This window comes from Streptomyces lacaronensis (assembly GCF_047337785.1).
Classification (GTDB): Bacteria; Actinomycetota; Actinomycetes; order Streptomycetales; family Streptomycetaceae; genus Streptomyces; species Streptomyces lycopersici.
Genome location: NZ_JBLHDK010000003.1, coordinates 1,792,251 through 1,810,530, shown reverse-complemented (window position 1 = coordinate 1,810,530; position 18,280 = coordinate 1,792,251). Strand labels below are relative to the sequence as shown.

Sequence of the window (18,280 nt, the reverse complement as noted above, 5' to 3'; positions counted from 1 at the left end):
CAGTCCAGTCGCGTCGGAATCTCAACTGAGAGAAGAGTCTGAGGTCGTGATGTCGGAGAACTCCCTGGTGCGTGACGGGCACATCGCGGTCGTCGGTATGGCATGCCGCGTACCGGGCGCATCGACCCCGGATGAGTTCCGGCAGTTGCTGCGCAATGGAGAGAGCGCCATCACCCAGATCCCGGCGGACCGGTATGCCGATGAGCTCCGGGACGCCGGTATTCGATTCGGCGGGTTCGTCGAAAGGGCAGCCGAGTTCGATCCGGAGTTCTTCGGGATTTCACCCCGAGAAGCACGGGCGATGGACCCTCAGCAGCGGCTCGCGCTGGAACTGTGCTGGGAGGCTCTGGAAAACGCCGGACTCGTCCCGGCGCGACTCGGGGGCAGCCGCACCGGCGTCTTCATCGGCGCCATCGCCGACGACTACGCGGCCCTGGTGCACCGCGGCGAACCGGCCGCCATCACCCAGCACACGCTCACCGGGCTGAACCGCGGCATCATCGCCAACCGGGTCTCCTACGCCCTCGGGCTGCGCGGCCCGAGCGTGGCCGTGGACACCGGGCAGTCCTCCTCCCTGGCCGCCGTGCACCTGGCCTGCGAGAGCCTGCGGCGCGGCGAGACCGGGACCGCCGTCGCGGGCGGCGTCCAGCTCAACCTCGCCCCCGACGGCTTCATCGCCGCATCCCGGTTCGGCGCCCTCTCCCCGGACGGCCGCTCCTTCACCTTCGACGCCCGCGCCAACGGCTATGTGCGCGGCGAGGGCGGCGGCCTCGTGGTGCTCAAGCGGCTCCCGGACGCGCTGCGCGACGGCGACCCCGTGCTGTGTGTGATCCGCGGCTCCGACGCCAACAACGACGGCGGCGGCGACAGCCTCACCACCCCCGCCGTCCACGGGCAGGAGGCCATGCTGCGCGCCGCCTACGAGCGCGCCGGGGTCGACCCCGCCCGGGTCCAGTACGTCGAACTGCACGGCACTGGCACCAAGGTCGGCGACCCGGTCGAGGCCGCGGCGCTGGGCGCGGTCCTCGGCGCCGGCCGGGCGGACGGCACGCCCCTGCGGGTCGGCTCCGCCAAGACGAACGTGGGCCACCTCGAAGGCGCGGCCGGAATCACCGGCCTCATCAAGACGGTGCTCTCGCTCGCCCACCGCGAGCTGTTCCCGAGCCTCAACCACGAGACACCGAACCCCGCGATCCCCCTGGACACCCTGGGTCTCACGGTCCAGACCACCCTCGACGCCTGGGCCCCGGAGGCGGACGCCCCACGGCTCGCGGGCGTCAGCTCGTTCGGCATGGGCGGCACCAATGTGCACATGGTGCTGGAGGAGGCACCCGCCGACGACCCCGCCGAGGAACCGCCGACAGCCCTCGACACGGTGCCGTGGGTGGTGTCCGGACGCACCGAGGGCGCGTTGCGCGCCCAGGCGCGGCGGCTGCGGTCGTATGTGGCGGCGCGGCCGGAGCTGGACCCGGTGGACGTGGGCTACTCGCTGGCGCTGACCCGGTCCGCCTTCGGCCGTCGCGCGGCGGTCGTCGGCCGCGACCGTGATGAGCTGCTGAACGGCCTTGACCAGCTCGCCGCGGGCGTGGTCCCGGGTGCGGTGGCGGGTAGTGGCGGTACGGCGTTCCTGTTCACCGGGCAGGGCGCGCAACGTCTCGGCATGGGGCGGGAGTTGTACGCAGCGTTTCCGGTGTTCGCGGCGGCGTTCGACGAGGTGTGTGCCGAACTGGACCGTCATCTGGATGGTTCGGTGCGTGAGGTGGTCTTCGGCGAGGACGCCGGGGTGCTGGACCGGACGGTGTTCACTCAGGCCGGGTTGTTCGCCCTGGAGGTGGCGCTGTTCCGGTTGGTGGAGTCCTGGGGTCTCGTGCCGGACTTCCTGGTGGGGCATTCGGTGGGGGAGTTGGCGGCCGCGCATGTGGCGGGGGTGTTCTCGCTGGAGGACGGCTGTGCGCTGGTGGCGGCGCGGGGTCGGCTGATGCAGGCGCTGCCGGAGGGCGGTGCGATGGTGTCGCTGAAGGCTCCGGAGGCGGATGTGCTGCCGCATCTGGCCGGTTACGAGGATCGGGTGAGTGTCGCCGCGGTCAATGGCCCGTCGGCGACCGTGATCTCCGGTGAGGAGTCGGCGGTCCTCGCGGTGGCGGAGGCGGTGGGGGGCAAGAGCAAGCGGCTGAGGGTCTCGCATGCGTTTCACTCGCCGTTGATGGAGGGGATGCTGGCCGAGTTCGCCGAGGTGGCGGGCCGGATCGGCTACGTCGCACCGCGCGTCGCGATCGTCTCGAACGTCACGGGTGAGTTGGCGGGTGAGGAGGTGTGCTCGCCGGAGTACTGGGTGCGCCATGTGCGTCAGGCGGTCCGCTTCGGGGACGGCATACGGTTCCTCGAGGCCCAGGGTGTCATCCGCTTTGTGGAGCTCGGCCCGGCCGGTGTGCTCTCCGCCATGGGCCGCGAGTGTGTCTCGGGCCCGGCGGCGTTCGTACCGCTGCTGCGCAAGGATCGCGACGAGGTCGAGGCGCTGTTGTCCGGTGTCGCGCAGGTGCATGCCCACGGTGGCGAGGTCGACTGGGAGGCGGTGTTCGCCGGGCGCGGTGCGCATCGGGTGGAGTTGCCCACGTACGCCTTCCAGCGGCAGCGCTACTGGCTGGACACCGACCTCCCCGGCACCGAGGACACCGCCACCGATGAACCCCTCTCGTGGCGTGAGGAGTTCGCGGCCCTGACCGACGCCGCCGAGCGCGAGCGCGTGGCGCTGGAGCTGGTCCGTACGCACACCGCCTGGGTCCTGGGCTCCCCGGGACCCGACGCCGTCGACCCCGAGAAGGTCTTCAAGGATCTCGGCCTCGACTCGCTGATGTCCGTCGAGCTGTGCAACCTCCTCGGCACCGCCACCGGAACACGGCTCGCCGGGACCGTCCTCTTCGACCACCCCACCCCGCTGGCCCTGTCCCACCACCTCCGGGACGCGGTGGCGGGCTCCCCGGCGGCCGTGGTCCCGCGCCCGGCCGCCACCCGGACCACCACGGGCGACGACGACCCGATCGCCATCGTGGCGATGAGCTGCCGCCTCCCCGGCGGGGTGCGCACCCCCGAGCAGCTGTGGCAGCTGGTCAGCGAGGGCCGGGACGCCATCGCGGGCTTCCCCGCCAACCGGGGCTGGGACCTGGACGGGCTCTACGACCCGGACCCGGCCCGCCACGGCACCAGCTATGTGCGCGAGGGCGGATTCCTCCACGAGGCCGACCAGTTCGACCCGGCCTTCTTCGGCATCAGCCCCCGCGAGGCCCAGGCGATGGATCCCCAGCAGCGGCTGCTGATGGAGACCGCGTGGGAGGCGTTCGAGCGCGCCGGGATCGACCCCACCACGCTCAAGGGCAGCGACGCCGGTGTCTTCGTCGGGGCCATGCCGCAGGACTACGGGCCGCGGATGGACGAGGCGTCGGAAGGGTTCGAGGGCTATCTGCTGACCGGCGGCACCACCAGCGTCGCCTCCGGCCGGATCGCCTACACCTGGGGTCTGGAGGGCCCGGCGGTCACCGTCGACACGGCCTGCTCGTCCTCTTTGGTGGCCCTGCACATGGCCGTACGGTCGCTGCGCCAGGGCGAGTGCTCGCTGGCGCTGGCCGGCGGCGCCACCGTGATGTCCAGCCCCGGGATCTTCGTGGAGCTGAGCCGTCAGAAGGCGCTGTCGCCCGATGGCCGCTGCAAGGCGTTCTCGTCCGACGCCGACGGCACCGGCTGGGGCGAGGGCGTGGCCATGGTGCTGCTGGAGCGGCTGTCGGACGCGCGGGCAGGCGGCCACCAGGTGCTGGCGCTGGTCCGTGGCTCCGCCACCAACCAGGACGGCGCGAGCAACGGCCTCACCGCCCCGAGCGGCCCGGCCCAGCAGCGGGTGATCCGGCAGGCGCTGGCCGACGCGGGGCTGAGCACGGCCGATGTGGACGCGGTCGAGGCACATGGCACCGGCACCGCGCTCGGCGACCCCATCGAGGCGGGTGCCCTGCTGGCCACGTACGGTCAGGACCGCGCCGAGGACCGGCCGCTGTGGCTGGGCTCGTTGAAGTCCAACGTCGGCCACCCCCAGGCGGCCGCGGGCGTGGCCGGGGTCATCAAGATGGTGATGGCGCTGCGCCACGGCGTACTGCCACGGACCCTGCACGTACACGAGCCCTCGCCGCATGTCGACTGGTCGTCCGGGGCCGTGGAGCTGCTGACCGAGGCCCGGCCGTGGCCGGAGCCCGAGCGCGAGCGGCCACGCCGCGCGGGCGTGTCGTCCTTCGGCATCAGCGGCACCAACGCACACGCCATCCTGGAGCAGGCCCCGGCCGAACCGGCCGCCGGCCACGACGAGCCGCGCCCGGCGGCCCCGGGGCTGCCCGTGCTGCCCTGGGTGCTGTCCGGGCGCACCGAACAGGCCCTGCGCACCCGGGCCGAGCAGCTGCGGGACCACCTGTCCGACCACCCCGGCACCGACCTCGCCGCACTCGGCCACGCCCTCGCCACCACCCGTACGGCCTTCGGCCACCGGGCGGTGATCGTCGGCCGGGACCGGGAACGGCTCCTGGACGGTCTCGGCGCGCTCGCGCAGGGCACCCCGGCGCCCCATGTGGTCCAGGGCACGGCGGGCGGGCGGCGGAAGACCGTGTTCGTCTTCCCCGGGCAGGGCTCGCAGTGGATCGGAATGGCACTCCCGCTGTGGGACGCCTCGCCGGTCTTCGCGGAGCGGCTGGAGGAGTGCGCCGACGCCCTGGAGCCGTTCCTGGACTGGTCGTTGCGCGATGTGCTGCGCGGAGAGCCGGGCGCGCCGTCGCTGTCCCGGATCGACGTGGTGCAGCCCGCGCTGTTCGCGGTGATGGTGTCGCTGGCGGCGCTGTGGCGCAGTCACGGCATCGAACCGGCCGCGGTGGTGGGGCATTCGCAGGGCGAGATCGCCGCCGCGTACGTGGCCGGAGGGCTCTCCCTGGAGGACGCCGCCAAGGTGGTGGCCCGGCGCAGCCAGGCGTGGGCCGAGCTGAGCGGCAAGGGCGGCATGCTCTCGGTGCTCGCCTCCGCCGGGACGGTCGCGGAGCGGCTGCGGCCGTGGAGCGAACGGCTCGGCATCGCCGCCGTCAACAGCCCCGCCACCGTGACCGTCTCCGGCGACCCGGAGGCCCTGGACGCCTTCATGGCCGAGCTCGCCGCCGACGGGGTGAAGTCCCGCCGGGTGCCGGGCGTGGACACCGCCGGACACTCCCCGCAGGTCGACGGGTTGCGCGAGCGGCTGCTGCGCGAAGTGGCGGGGGTGCGGCCGCGCGCCTCGCGGATCGCGTACTACTCCACGGTGACCGGCGGGCCGCTGGACACCACCGAGCTTGACACCGACTACTGGTACCGGAACATGCGCGAGCCGGTGGACTTCGAGCGGGCCACCCGGGCGCTGCTGGCCGACGGCCACACGGCGTTCATCGAATGCTCCCCGCACCCCATGCTCGCCATGTCGCTCCAGCAGACCATCGAGGACGCGGGCGGAAGCGCGGCCGTCGTCGGCACGCTGCGCCGGGACGAGGGCGACCCGGAGCGCTTCGCCGGCTCGTTCGCCGAGGCGTACGTCCAGGGTGTCGAACCGGCGTGGGACGTGGTGTTCGGGGGCGCGCCGGGGCGCGGTGAGCGCGCCCTGGAACTGCCGACGTATCCGTTCCAGCGGCAGCGGTACTGGCTGGACAAGCCGGTCGCGGCGAGCGATGTGGCGGCGGCCGGGCTCGACGCCGCCGGGCATCCGCTGCTCGGCGCGGCGGTCCCGCTGGCGGGCGCGGACGACCACCTGTTCACCGGCCGGATCTCCGCACAGGACCACCCCTGGCTGACCGAGCGCACCGGGCCCGACGCGGCCGTGCTCCCCGGCAGCGCACTCGCCGAACTGGCGATCCGGGCGGGCGACCAGGTCGGCTGCGACCGGATCGAGGAACTGTCCCTGGACGCGCCGCTGGTGCTGCCCGAGAAGGGCGCCGCGGTGATCCAGGTGCGCGTCGGCGCCCCGGACGGCGGGGGTTCGCGCGCCCTCAGCGTCCACGCGCGGGCCGAGGGCGCGGACTCCGACGAGCCTTGGACGCGGTACGCCACGGCGGTCCTGGGCACCGGTGCCCAGGCCGCCGACGTCGGCCTCGCCGCGTGGCCCCCGGCCGACGCCGTCCCGGTGGAGGTGGCGGGCGGCGCGGTCGCCGCCTGGCGGCTCGGTGAGGACCGCTACGTCGAGGTCGGGCTGACCGAGGCCGAGGAGGCCGACGCCGGGCGCTACGGACTGCACCCGGTGCTGCTGGAGTCGGCATTCGACGCGGTGGAAACCCCGGGCGACGGTGACGGCGATGTCGGCGGCGACGGCGGCGGAGCGCGGCTGGCGGTCGCATGGAGCGGTGTCGCCCTGCACGCCACGGGCGCCACGGCGCTGAGGGTGCGGCTGACGCCGACGGGTCCGGATACGTACGCGGTCGTCGCGGCCGACCCGAGCGGCGCCCCGGTGGCCTCGGTGGACCGGCTGGTGCTGCGCGCGGTGGCCACGCCCGAACCGATCGGTGGCCACTCCGCCCTCCACCCGTCGCTGTTCCGCCTGGAGTGGCCCGCGGTGTCCGCCGCGGACACCACCGCGACCGGGACTCCGGTGTCCTGGGCGACGCTCGGTGACGATCCGCTCGGGCTGTCCGCGGCGGTGGAGGCGGTGCCCTACGACGAGACGGCGGACGCGCCGGACGCGGTGCTGGTGCCGTGCGTCGCCGAGGGCGACGGCGATGTGGCGGAGGCGGCCCACGCCGCCACCCACCGCGCGCTGGCGCTGATCCAGCGCTGGATCTCCGATGAACGCCTCGCCTCCTCCCGGCTGGTGTTCGTCACCCGCGGCGCCGTCGCGGCCGCCCCCGGCGAAGAGGTCCCGGATGTGGCCCACGGCGCCGTATGGGGCCTGGTGCGCTCGGCCCAGTCGGAACACCCCGGCCGCTTCGTCCTCGTGGACCTCGACGCCGAGGCGGAGTCGGCGACCGCCCTCCCGGCCGCGATCGCCTCCGGCGAACCCCAGTGCGCGGTCCGCGAGGGCCGGGTGCGGGCGCCCCGGCTGGGGCGGGTGGCGAGGGGAACGGGGGCCGCCGAGCCCGCCGTCTCCGGGGGCACCGAGCCCACCGAGGTTGCCGCCATCGGAGCCACCGCCATCGGGCGTACCGGGGTCGCCGTCCGGGCCGCCGGGCTCGTCGGCAGCCGCCGACCGCTGGACCCCGAAGGCACCGTTCTCATCACCGGCGCCACCGGGACCCTCGGGGGGCTCGTCGCCCGCCATCTGGTGGGCGAGCACGGCGTACGGCATCTGCTGCTGGTCAGTCGGCGTGGGCCCGCGGCCGACGGTATGAGTGAACTCCGCTCCGGGCTGGCCAAGTTGGGGGCCACCGTCACCGTCGCCGCATGCGATGCCGCCGACCGGGAAGCGCTCGCCGGGCTTCTCGGTGCGATACCCGCCGCGCATCCGCTGACGGCCGTGATCCACGCGGCGGGTGTGCTCGACGACGGCGTGGTGGACGCGCTGACCCCCGAGCGGCTGGACCGGGTGCTGCGGCCCAAGGTGGACGCCGCATGGAATCTGCACGAGCTGACCGCGGACCACGACCTGGCCGCGTTCGTGCTCTACTCCTCCGTCGTCGCCACCATCGGCAACGCCGGACAGGCCAACTACGCCGCGGCCAACGCCTTTCTGGACTCCCTCGCCCAGCACCGCGGGGCCCGCGGCCTGGCCGCCCAGTCCCTCGCCTGGGGCCTGTGGGAGCAGCGCAGCGGCATGAGCGGGCATCTGGACGACGCCGATGTGCGGCGCATGGCGCGTTCCGGCATCCGTCCGCTGCCCAGCGCGGAGGGCATGGAGCTCTTCGACGCGGCGCGGGCGGCGGGCGACGCCACGCTCGTGCCCGTCCGGCTCGACCTGGCCGATCTGCGCAAGCGCGCCACGAGCGCCGCCACCCCCGGCCAGGACGCCGTACCGGCCTATCTGCGCGGCCTGGTCCGGACGCCGGTCCGCCGCGTCGTACGGACCGGTGGCGGAGGCGGGGCCGCGGACACCGACGAGAGCTCGTTCGGGCGGCGGCTGGCCGCACTGCCGGCGGCGGACCGGGACCCGTTCCTGCTGGACCTGGTGCGGGAACACTCGGCGGGCGTGCTGGGGCTCGCCGCCCCGGACGACATCGAGGCCACCCGCGCCTTCCGGGAGGTCGGCTTCGACTCCCTGACCGCCGTGGAGTTGCGCAACCGGCTGGGCGCCGCCACCGGGCTGCGGCTGCCGACCACCCTCCTCTTCGACTACCCGACCCCCGCCGTGCTGGTGGACCACTTGCGGCGCGAGGCACTGGGCGAGCAGGCCGAAGTGGCGGCCGTGGTGGCCGCCGTCCGCCCCGCCGACGACGATCCGATCGCCATCGTGGCCATGAGCTGCCGACTGCCCGGCGGGGTCCGCGGCCCCGAGGATCTGTGGGAGCTGGTGGCGGACGGCCGCGATGTGATCTCGGCCTTCCCGACCGACCGCGGCTGGAACGTCGAGGAACTTTACGACCCCAACCCCGATACACCGGGCAGGAGTTACGCCAAGGAAGGCGGCTTCCTCTACGACGCCTACGACTTCGACCCCGAGTTCTTCGGGATCTCCCCGCGCGAGGCGCTCGCCATGGACCCGCAGCAGCGGCTGCTGCTGGAGACCTCCTGGGAGGCGCTGGAGCGCGCCGGGATCGACCCGCACTCCACGAAGGGCAGCACGGCGGGCGTGTTCATCGGCTCCACCGGCCAGGACTACGCCTCGCGGCTGGGCGAGATCCCCGAGGACATGGAGGGGTATCTGCTGACCGGCAAGGCCGCCAGCGTGGTCTCCGGCCGCATCGCCTACTCCCTCGGCTGGGAGGGCCCGGCGCTCACCATCGACACCGCCTGCTCCTCGTCCCTGGTCGCCATCCACCAGGCGGCGCAGGCGCTGCGCCAGGGCGAATGCTCGATGGCTCTGGCGGGTGGCACGACGATGATGTCGACGCCGAGTCTCTTCATCGAGTTCAGCAGGCAGCGCGGGCTCGCCCCCGACGGCAGGTCGAAGGCGTTCTCCTCCGACACCGACGGCACCAGCTGGGGCGAGGGAGTCAGCATGGTGCTCCTGGAGCGGCTGTCCGACGCCCGGAGATACGGCCACGAGGTGCTGGCGCTGGTACGCGGCTCGGCCGTCAACCAGGACGGCGCCAGTAACGGCCTGACCGCCCCCAACGGCCCCTCCCAGCAGCGGGTGATCCGGCAGGCGCTGGCGAACGCCGGGCTGTCGGCCGCCGAGGTGGACACCGTCGAGGCCCACGGCACCGGCACCACGCTCGGCGACCCGATCGAGGCCCAGGCCATCCTCGCCACCTACGGCCAGGGCCGGGAGGCCGAACGGCCGCTGAGGCTGGGCGCGTTGAAGTCCAACATCGGCCACACCCAGGGCGCGGCCGGCGGCGCCGGTGTCATCAAGATGGTCATGGCGATGCGCCACGGCCTGCTGCCCAGGACGCTCCACGTCAAGGAGCCCACCCCGCATGTGGACTGGACGGCCGGGGCGGTCGAGCTGCTGACCGAGGCCAGGGAATGGCCCGCGGGCGAGCGGGTGCGGCGCGCCGGAGTGTCCGCCTTCGGCATCAGCGGCACCAACGCCCACCTCATCCTGGAGGAGCCCCCCGCCGCCCCGCCCGCCGAACCGGCCGCCGAACCGGAGCCGGAGCCGTCGGTGCGCACCGATGTGGTGCCGTGGGTGGTGTCCGGACGCACCGAGGGCGCGTTGCGCGCCCAGGCGGAGCGGCTGCGGTCGTATGTGGCGGCGCGGCCGGAGCTGGACCCGGTGGACGTGGGCTACTCGCTGGCGCTGACCCGGTCCGCCTTCGGCCGCCGCGCGGCGGTCGTCGGCCGCGACCAGAAGGAGCTGCTGAGCGGACTGGAGCAGCTCGCCACGGGCATCACCCCGGGCGCGGTGGCCGACGACGAGGGCAGGACGGCGTTCCTGTTCACCGGGCAGGGTGCGCAACGTCTCGGCATGGGGCGGGAGTTGTATGCCGTGTTTCCGGTGTTCGCGGCGGCGTTCGACGAGGTGTGTGCCGGGTTGGACCGTCATCTGGATGGTTCGGTGCGTGAGGTGGTCTTCGGCGAGGACGCCGGGGTGCTGGACCGGACGGTGTTCACTCAGGCCGGGTTGTTCGCCCTGGAGGTGGCGCTGTTCCGGTTGGTGGAGTCCTGGGGTCTCGTGCCGGACTTCCTGGTGGGGCATTCGGTGGGGGAGTTGGCGGCCGCGCATGTGGCGGGGGTGTTCTCGCTGGAGGACGGCTGTGCGCTGGTGGCGGCGCGGGGTCGGCTGATGCAGGCGCTGCCGGAGGGCGGTGCGATGGTGTCGCTGAAGGCTCCGGAGGCGGATGTGCTGCCGCATCTGGCCGGTTACGAGGATCGGGTGAGTGTCGCCGCGGTCAATGGCCCGTCGGCGACCGTGATCTCCGGTGAGGAGTCGGCGGTCCTCGCGGTGGCGGAGGCGGTGGGGGGCAAGAGCAAGCGGCTGAGGGTCTCGCATGCGTTTCACTCGCCGTTGATGGAGGGGATGCTGGCCGAGTTCGCCGAGGTGGCGGGCCGGATCGGCTACGTCGCACCGCGCGTCGCGATCGTCTCGAACGTCACGGGTGAGTTGGCGGGTGAGGAGGTGTGCTCGCCGGAGTACTGGGTGCGCCATGTGCGTCAGGCGGTCCGCTTCGGGGACGGCATACGGTTCCTCGAGGCCCAGGGTGTCATCCGCTTTGTGGAGCTCGGCCCGGCCGGTGTGCTCTCCGCCATGGGCCGCGAGTGTGTCTCGGGCCCGGCGGCGTTCGTACCGCTGCTGCGCAAGGATCGCGACGAGGTCGAGGCGCTGTTGTCCGGTGTCGCGCAGGTGCATGCCCACGGTGGCGAGGTCGACTGGGAGGCGGTGTTCGCCGGGCGCGGTGCGCATCGGGTGGAGTTGCCCACGTACGCCTTCCAGCGGCAGCGCTACTGGTTCGACCCCGCCACGCCGGGAACGCCGACCGTCGCCGCCACCACGGGCGCGTCCTCCGTGGAGGCCCGCTTCTGGGAGGCGGTCGAGCGTGAGGATCTGGAGGCGCTGACCACCACCCTGGAGATCGACCAGCAGGCGCGGCTCGGTGAGCTGCTGCCCGCGCTCTCTTCCTGGCGCCGGGGCCAGAGCGACCGCGCCACCGTGGACTCCTGGCGCTACCGGGTCACCTGGTCCCCGGTGGCCGTCGAGGAACGTACGGCGCCGCTGTCCGGCACCTGGTGGGTGGCCGTGCCCGAGGGCCGGGCGGACCGCGCGCGGGTCGCCGCCGTGGTGGCCGCCCTCGACCGGCGCGGTGCGCGCGTCGTATCCCTCACCGTGGCCACGACCGGCCGTGACGCGCTCGCCGCGCGGCTGCGCCACGAGGCGGACACCGGTGGCACACCGGCCGGTGTGCTCTCGCTGCTCGCCCTCGACGACGATCCGCACCCCGAACACTCCGCGCTCACCACCGGTCTGGCGCTCAACGTCGGCCTGATCCAGGCGCTGGGCGACGCGGGGATCGCCGCCCCGCTGTGGTTCGCCACCACCGGCGCCGTCTCGGTGAGCGGATCCGATCCGCTCGGCAGCCCCGCGCAGGCCGCCACCTGGGGCCTCGGCCGGGTCGTGGCCCTGGAGCACCCCCAGCGGTGGGGCGGTCTGATCGACCTCCCCGGCGACCTCGACGAGCGCACGGCGGACCGGCTGTGCGCCGCGCTCTCCGGCATCGCAGGCGACAGCGGTCCCGAGGACCAACTCGCCCTTCGCGACGCCGGGGCGTTCGTCCGGCGGCTGGTCCGGGCGCCGCTGCGCACACCGGGCCGGGAGAGCTGGAAGCCGCATGGCACCGTGCTGATCACCGGGGGCACCGGCGGGCTCGGCGCCCAGGTGGCCCGCTGGCTGGCCCGCTCCGGTGCCGAACACCTCGTGCTCACCAGCCGCCGTGGCACGGCGGCGCCCGGAGCAGCCGAACTGCGCGACGAACTGGTCGCGCTGGGCGAGGGCGGTGTCCGGGTGACGGTGGCGGCGTGCGACGTCCGCGACCGCGACGAGGTGGCGGCGCTGCTGCGCCGGATCACCACCGGGGGCGATCCGGTGCACGCCGTCTTCCACGCCGCGGGCGTCGTGGAGTTCTCGCAGCTCGCCGACAGTACGGTGGCCGACTTCGCGGAGATGGCCGACGGCAAGGTACTGGGCGCCGCCCATCTGGACGCGCTGCTGGACCAGGACCACCTCGAGGCGTTCGTGCTCTTCTCGTCCATCGCCGCCACCTGGGGGAGCGGCGGGCAGAGCGCCTACGCGGCCGCCAACGCCTACCTGGACGCCCTCGCCGAGCACCGCGAGGCACGCGGTCTCCCCGCCACCTCCGTGGCCTGGGGCCCCTGGGCCGACCACGGCATGATCGAGCACGGCGAGGTGGCGGAGCACCTCAGCCGCCGTGGACTGCCCGCGATGGCACCGGAGTTGGCGGTGAACGCGCTGAGCGAGGCGCTGCACACCGGCGAGACCTCCGTCGTCCTCGCCGATGTGCGCTGGGACCGCTTCGTCCCCGGCTTCACCGCCGCGCGCCCCCGGCCGCTGATCGGCGAGCTGCCGGAGGTGCGCGACGCCCTCGCCACCACCGCGGCCCCCGACACCGCCGGGCCGGACGACGTGGCGGACACCTTCCTGGCGAGCCTCGCGGGCCTGACGGGCGATGACCTGGACCGGGCGCTGCGGGACCTGGTGCACGCCCAGGCGGCGGCCGTGCTCGGCCACTCCTCGTCCGACGCGGTCGCAGGCGGCCGCCCGTTCAAGGAGCTGGGCTTCGACTCGCTCACCGCCGTCGAACTGCGTAACCGGCTGGCCGCGGTCACCGGACTGGACCTGCCCGCCACTCTCGTCTTCGACTATCCGGCGCCCGTGCCCCTGGCCGAATACCTCCGTGGCGAGCTGCCGTCGGCCCGCCCGGCGGACGCGCGCGCCCTCCTCGACGACCTGGACCGGTGGGAGTCCGCGCTGCCGGAGCTGATGGCCGACGACGGCGTGCGGGAGCGGCTGACGGGGCGTCTGAACGACCTCATGGCGAAGTTGGGCGGCACGCCCGGGGAACCCACCGGCGGGCCGTCTCCCGACACCGGCCTCCTCTCCGCCACCGCCGACGAGGTCTTCGACTTCATCGACAACGAATTCGGGGCTTCCTGATGGCGAACGAGAACGAAGAGAAACTCCTCACCTACCTCAAGCGGGTCTCCTCCGACCTCAAGCAGGCCCGTGACCGGCTGGAGCGGATCGAGGCAGACGAGCGGGAGCCGATCGCCATCGTCTCGATGGGCTGCCGCTTCCCCGGCGGTGTCCGCTCGCCGGAGGATCTGTGGCGGCTGGTGGCCGAGGGCCGGGACGCGATCTCGGAGTTCCCCGCCAACCGGGGCTGGGACGTCGAGGGCCTCTACGACCCCGACCCGGGCCGGTCCGGCACCTGCAACACCCGCGAAGGCGGATTCGTCCACGAAGCCGACCAGTTCGACCCGGCCTTCTTCGGCATCTCCCCGCGCGAGGCGCTGGCCATGGATCCGCAGCAGCGGCTGCTGCTGGAGGTGTCATGGGAGGCGATCGAACGCGCGGGCATCGACCCGCTCTCGCTGAAGGGCACCAGGGCCGGGGTGTATGTGGGGCTCGCCTCGTTCCAGTACGGCGGGGACCCGCAGTACGCCCCGCGGAGCGTCGAGGGCCATCTGCTCATCGGCAACGTCTCCAGCGTGGCCTCCGGCCGGATCTCCTACACCCTCGGCCTCGAAGGGCCGGCCATCACCCTGGACACCGCGTGCTCGTCCTCGCTGGTGACCATGCATCTGGCGGCCCAGGCGCTGCGCCGCGGCGAATGCTCACTGGCGCTGGCCGGAGGGGTGGCGGTCATGGCCACCCCTGGTGTCTTCGTCGAGTTCAGCCATCAGCGGGGACTGGCCGCCAACGGCCGCTGCAAGTCCTTCGCCGCGGGCGCCGACGGCACCGGCTGGGGCGAGGGCGCGGGCATGGTGCTGCTGGAGCGGCTGTCCGACGCCCGCCGCAACGGCCACCCCGTCCTCGCCGTGCTGCGCTCCAGCGCCATGAACCAGGACGGCGCCAGCAACGGCCTCGCCGCGCCCAACGGCCCCGCCCAGCGCCGGGTCATCGAGGCGGCGCTGACGGCCGCCGGGCTCACCGTGGACGACGTCGACGCCGTCGAGGCCCACGGCACCGGCACCGCGCTCGGCGATCCCATCGAGGCGGGTGCGCTGCTCGCCACGTACGGCAAGGGCCGCACCTCCGGCCAGCCGCTGTGGCTCGGCTCGCTCAAGTCCAACATCGGCCACACTCAGGCGGCGGCCGGGGTCGGCGGCGTGATCAAGACGGTGATGGCGCTGCGCCACCGCACGCTGCCGAAGACACTCCATGTCGAGCAGGCGTCCCCGGCCGTCAACTGGTCCTCCGGCGCGGTGGAGCTGCTGACCGAGGCCCGGGAGTGGCCCGAGCGTGGCCGTCCGCGCCGCGCCGGGGTGTCCGCGTTCGGCGTGAGCGGCACCAACGCCCATGTCATCCTCGAACAGGCCCCGGCCGAGGGGGAGGACGACGAAGAAGGCGCCCCCGCCCTCGACGGGACCGCGCTCGGTGGCTCCGCCGTCCCCTGGGTGCTCTCCGGCAGGAGCGAAGCGGCCCTGCGGGCGCAGGCGGAGCGGCTGCTGGCCCATCTGCGCGAGCGCCCCGAGGCGTCCCCGGCCGATGTCGGCCACTCACTCGCCACCGGACGGTCGGCCTTCGAATACCGCGCCACGGCGGTGGGCGCGGACCGCTCCCAACTGCTGGGCCATCTGGAGGCGTTGGCCTCCGGCGGGGTGTCCGCGGGCGTGGTGCGCGGCGAGGGCGCGGCGTTGCCGGAGGCCCGTCCGGTGTTCGTGTTTCCGGGGCAGGGGTCGCAGTGGGTGGGGATGGCGGTGGAGTTGCTGGATTCGTCGCCGGTGTTCGCGGGTCGGTTGGCGGAGTGTGAGGTGGCGCTGTCGGGGTTTGTGGATTGGTCGTTGAGCGGGGTGTTGCGGGGGGTGGGTCCGGGGTTGGAGCGGGTGGATGTGGTGCAGCCGGCGTTGTGGGCGGTGATGGTGTCGTTGGCGGAGGTGTGGCGGTCGTGTGGGGTGGCGCCTGCTGCTGTGGTGGGGCATTCGCAGGGGGAGATCGCGGCTGCGGTGGTGGCGGGTGGGCTGTCGTTGGAGGACGGGGCGCGGGTGGTGGCGCTGCGCTCGCAGGCCATCGCCCGTGGGCTGGCCGGACACGGCGGCATGATGTCCGTGTCGCTCCCGGTCGAGGAGGTGTCGGAGCGGATCGCCGCCTGGGACGGCCGTATCTCCGTGGCGGCCGTCAATGGCCCCGGTGCGGTGGTCGTCTCCGGCGAACCGGAGGCGCTGCGCGAACTGCTGGCCGAGTGCGAGGCCGAGGGCGCACGGGCGAAGCTGATCCCGGTGGACTACGCCTCGCACTCCGCGCAGGTGGAGAAGATCCACGACGAGCTGCTGCGGATCCTCGCCCCCATCCGCCCCCGCACCTCGCGGATCGTCTTCCACTCGACCGTCACCGGTGAACCCCTGGACACGGCTGGGCTCGACGCCGCCTACTGGGCGCGCAACCTGCGGGAGACCGTACGGCTCGAGGCGGCCACCCGGGCGCTGCTCACCAGCGGCCACCGGCTGTTCGTGGAGGTGAGCCCGCACCCCGTGCTGGCCGCCGCCATCGAGGCCACCGTCGAGGCCGCCGAGGGCTCGGCCGCCGTCATCGGCACCCTGCGCCGCGAGGAGGGCGGTCCCGAGCGGATGCTGCTCTCGCTCGCCCAGGGCCACGTCCACGGCGCGGAGGTGGACTGGCGGGGGCTGTTCGCGGGGCGGGGAGCGAGGCGCGTCGACCTTCCCACGTACGCGTTCCAGCGCAGCCGCTACTGGGTCGAGCCCCAGACCGGGCCCGTCACCGAGGCGGCCACCGGCCCGGCGGAGACGGAATTCTGGACCTCGGTCGAGAAGGCCGACCTGGACGCGCTGACGGCCACACTGGGCGCGGCTGCCGACACACCGCTCAGCGAGGTGCTTCCGCTGCTCTCGACGTGGCGGTCCCGGCTGAGCGACCAGGCAATGCTCGACTCGTGGCGCTACCGCATCGGCTGGCAGCCGCTCGACGGCGAGCGGACCGCCAGGCTCCCCGCCCGCCTGCTGGTGGTGCTCCCCGCTGAGGCCGGGGCCGCCAACTCCGGGACCACCGTGACCGGGGCCGTCGGGGCTGGACCCGCCACCTCCGAGCCCGCCACCTCCGAGCCCGCCACCACCGCGGCCGCTCTCACCGGACCCGCCACCGCCGAGGCCATCACCACCGAGGCCATCACCGCCGGGCTCGCCGCGCTCGGCGTCGAGGTCGTCCTCGTACGCGTCGGCCCGGACGACACCGACCGCGCCCGGCTCGCCGCCCGTATCACCGAGGCCCTCGGGGACGCCGGGGCGCCCGGTGGCGTGGTGTCCCTGCTCGCTCTCGACGAGGCTCCGCACCCGGAACACCCCGACGTCCCCACCGGGTTCGCCACCACCTTCGACCTGGTGCGGGCGCTGGGCGAGGCGGGTGTCGACGCGCCCCTGTGGTGTGTCACCCGCGGGGCCGTCTCCACCCGCGGTGCCGACCGCCTCGAAGCCCCGGCCCAAGCCCTCGTCTGGGGCCTGGGCAGCGCGGTCGCCCTGGAGCATCCGCAGCGCTGGGGTGGTCTGATCGATCTGCCCGGCAAGCTCGACGAGGGCGCCTTCCTGGCCCTCGCCCGTGCCTTGACCGGCCAGGATGGCGAGGACCAGTTGGCCATCCGCGCCTCGGGCACGCTCGCCCGGCGGCTCAGGCGGGCCGGGACCAGCCGCTCCGGTGAGCGCTGGCAGCCCCGCGGCACCGTCCTGATCACCGGTGGCACCGGGGGCGTCGGCGCCCAGATCGCCCGCGGGCTGGTCGACGAGGGGGCCGAACACGTGGTGCTCGTCAGCCGTCGCGGGCCCTTGGCCCCGGGTGCGGCCGAGCTGGAGGCCGAACTGGCCGAGCGCGGCGCCCGGGTGACCGTCGCCGCGTGCGACGTGGCCGACCGCGAGGCGCTGGCACATCTGCTGGACCAGGTTGTGGGCGACGGCGCGGACCACCCGCTGACCGCCGTGGTGCACGCCGCGGGCGCGCTGGACGACGCCACCATCGACGCGCTCACCCCCGAGCGGATCGAGGCCGTACTGCGTCCCAAGGTGGCGGGCGCGCGCCATCTGCACGAGCTCACGCGCGACCGGGGCCGGGACCTGGACGCGTTCGTCCTGATCTCCTCGATCGCCGGCACCGTGGGCGCCGCCGGGCAGGGCAACTACGCGGCGGCCAGCGCGTATCTCGACGCGCTCGCCCAACTGCGCCGCGCGGACGGCCTGCCCGCCACCTCGGTGGCCTGGAGCGCCTGGGCGGGCGGCGGAATGATCGACGGCGAGGTGGCGGACCAGTTGCGGCGCCGCGGCGCGCCGCCCATCGACGGCGCACGGGCGCTGGAACTGCTGCGGCAGACGGTCGCGCAGGGCGATGGCTTCCTCGTCGCGGCCGACATCGACTGGGGCCGTTTCGCGCCCGCCCTGTCAGCCACCCGCCCGCTGCCGCTGCTCGCCGACCTCCCCGAGACGGGCGGCACCGGGCAGGATCAGGCCGGGGCGGAGCGGGAGGAGGCCGGTGGCGCCGCCGCGCTGCGCACGCGGCTCGCGGAGCTCAGCCCGGCCGACCGCCACACCGCCCTCGTGGAGCTGGTGAGCGAGCAGGCGGCCGCGGCCCTCGGCTACGCCGACGCGGGCGCGGTCGAGACTGGACGGGCCTTCAAGGAGCTCGGCTTCGACTCGCTCACCGCCGTCGATCTGCGCAACCGGCTGAACGCCGCCACCGGGCTGCGGCTGCCGGTCACCCTCGTCTTCGACTACCCGACCGCCGACGACCTCGCCGTGCTGCTGCGGGACGAACTCCTGCCGTCGGGCGGGGAGTCCGTGGACACCGCCGCGCTCGCCGAGCTCGACCGCGTCCAGTCCACCCTCGCCGCCCTGGAGCTGGAAGACATCGAATCGGCCACCGACGACGAGATGTTCGAGCTGCTCGACGGGATGTTCGAGCTGTTGGGCCGGGATCTGACGGCCCCATGAACCGCCGCGCCACCGCCCCGGCCGCCACCGACGTTCCGGCCCT

The 18,280-nt window shown here is 74.0% G+C and carries 2 protein-coding genes; both read left to right on the top strand.

The features are described from left to right. Positions 1-49 precede the first annotated feature (49 nt). A complete protein-coding gene (locus ACMTAK_RS07925) occupies positions 50-13,243 on the top strand; it encodes a type I polyketide synthase (RefSeq protein WP_413805521.1) in 13,194 nt (4,397 codons plus the stop codon). Continuing rightward, positions 13,243-18,237: a type I polyketide synthase gene (locus ACMTAK_RS07920; protein WP_413805520.1), complete on the top strand. Its 4,995-nt coding sequence runs from the start codon at positions 13,243-13,245 to the stop codon at positions 18,235-18,237. Before ACMTAK_RS07925 ends, ACMTAK_RS07920 begins: the two co-directional genes overlap by 1 nt. Positions 18,238-18,280: the final 43 nt, after the last annotated feature.

What these genes read in the sequence shown, in the direction of transcription:
- ACMTAK_RS07920 (WP_413805520.1), top strand. Translation starts at nt 13,243, where the DNA reads ATGGCGAACGAGAACGAAGAGAAACTCCTCACCTACCTCAAGCGGGTC.
- ACMTAK_RS07925 (WP_413805521.1), top strand. Translation starts at nt 50, where the DNA reads ATGTCGGAGAACTCCCTGGTGCGTGACGGGCACATCGCGGTCGTCGGT.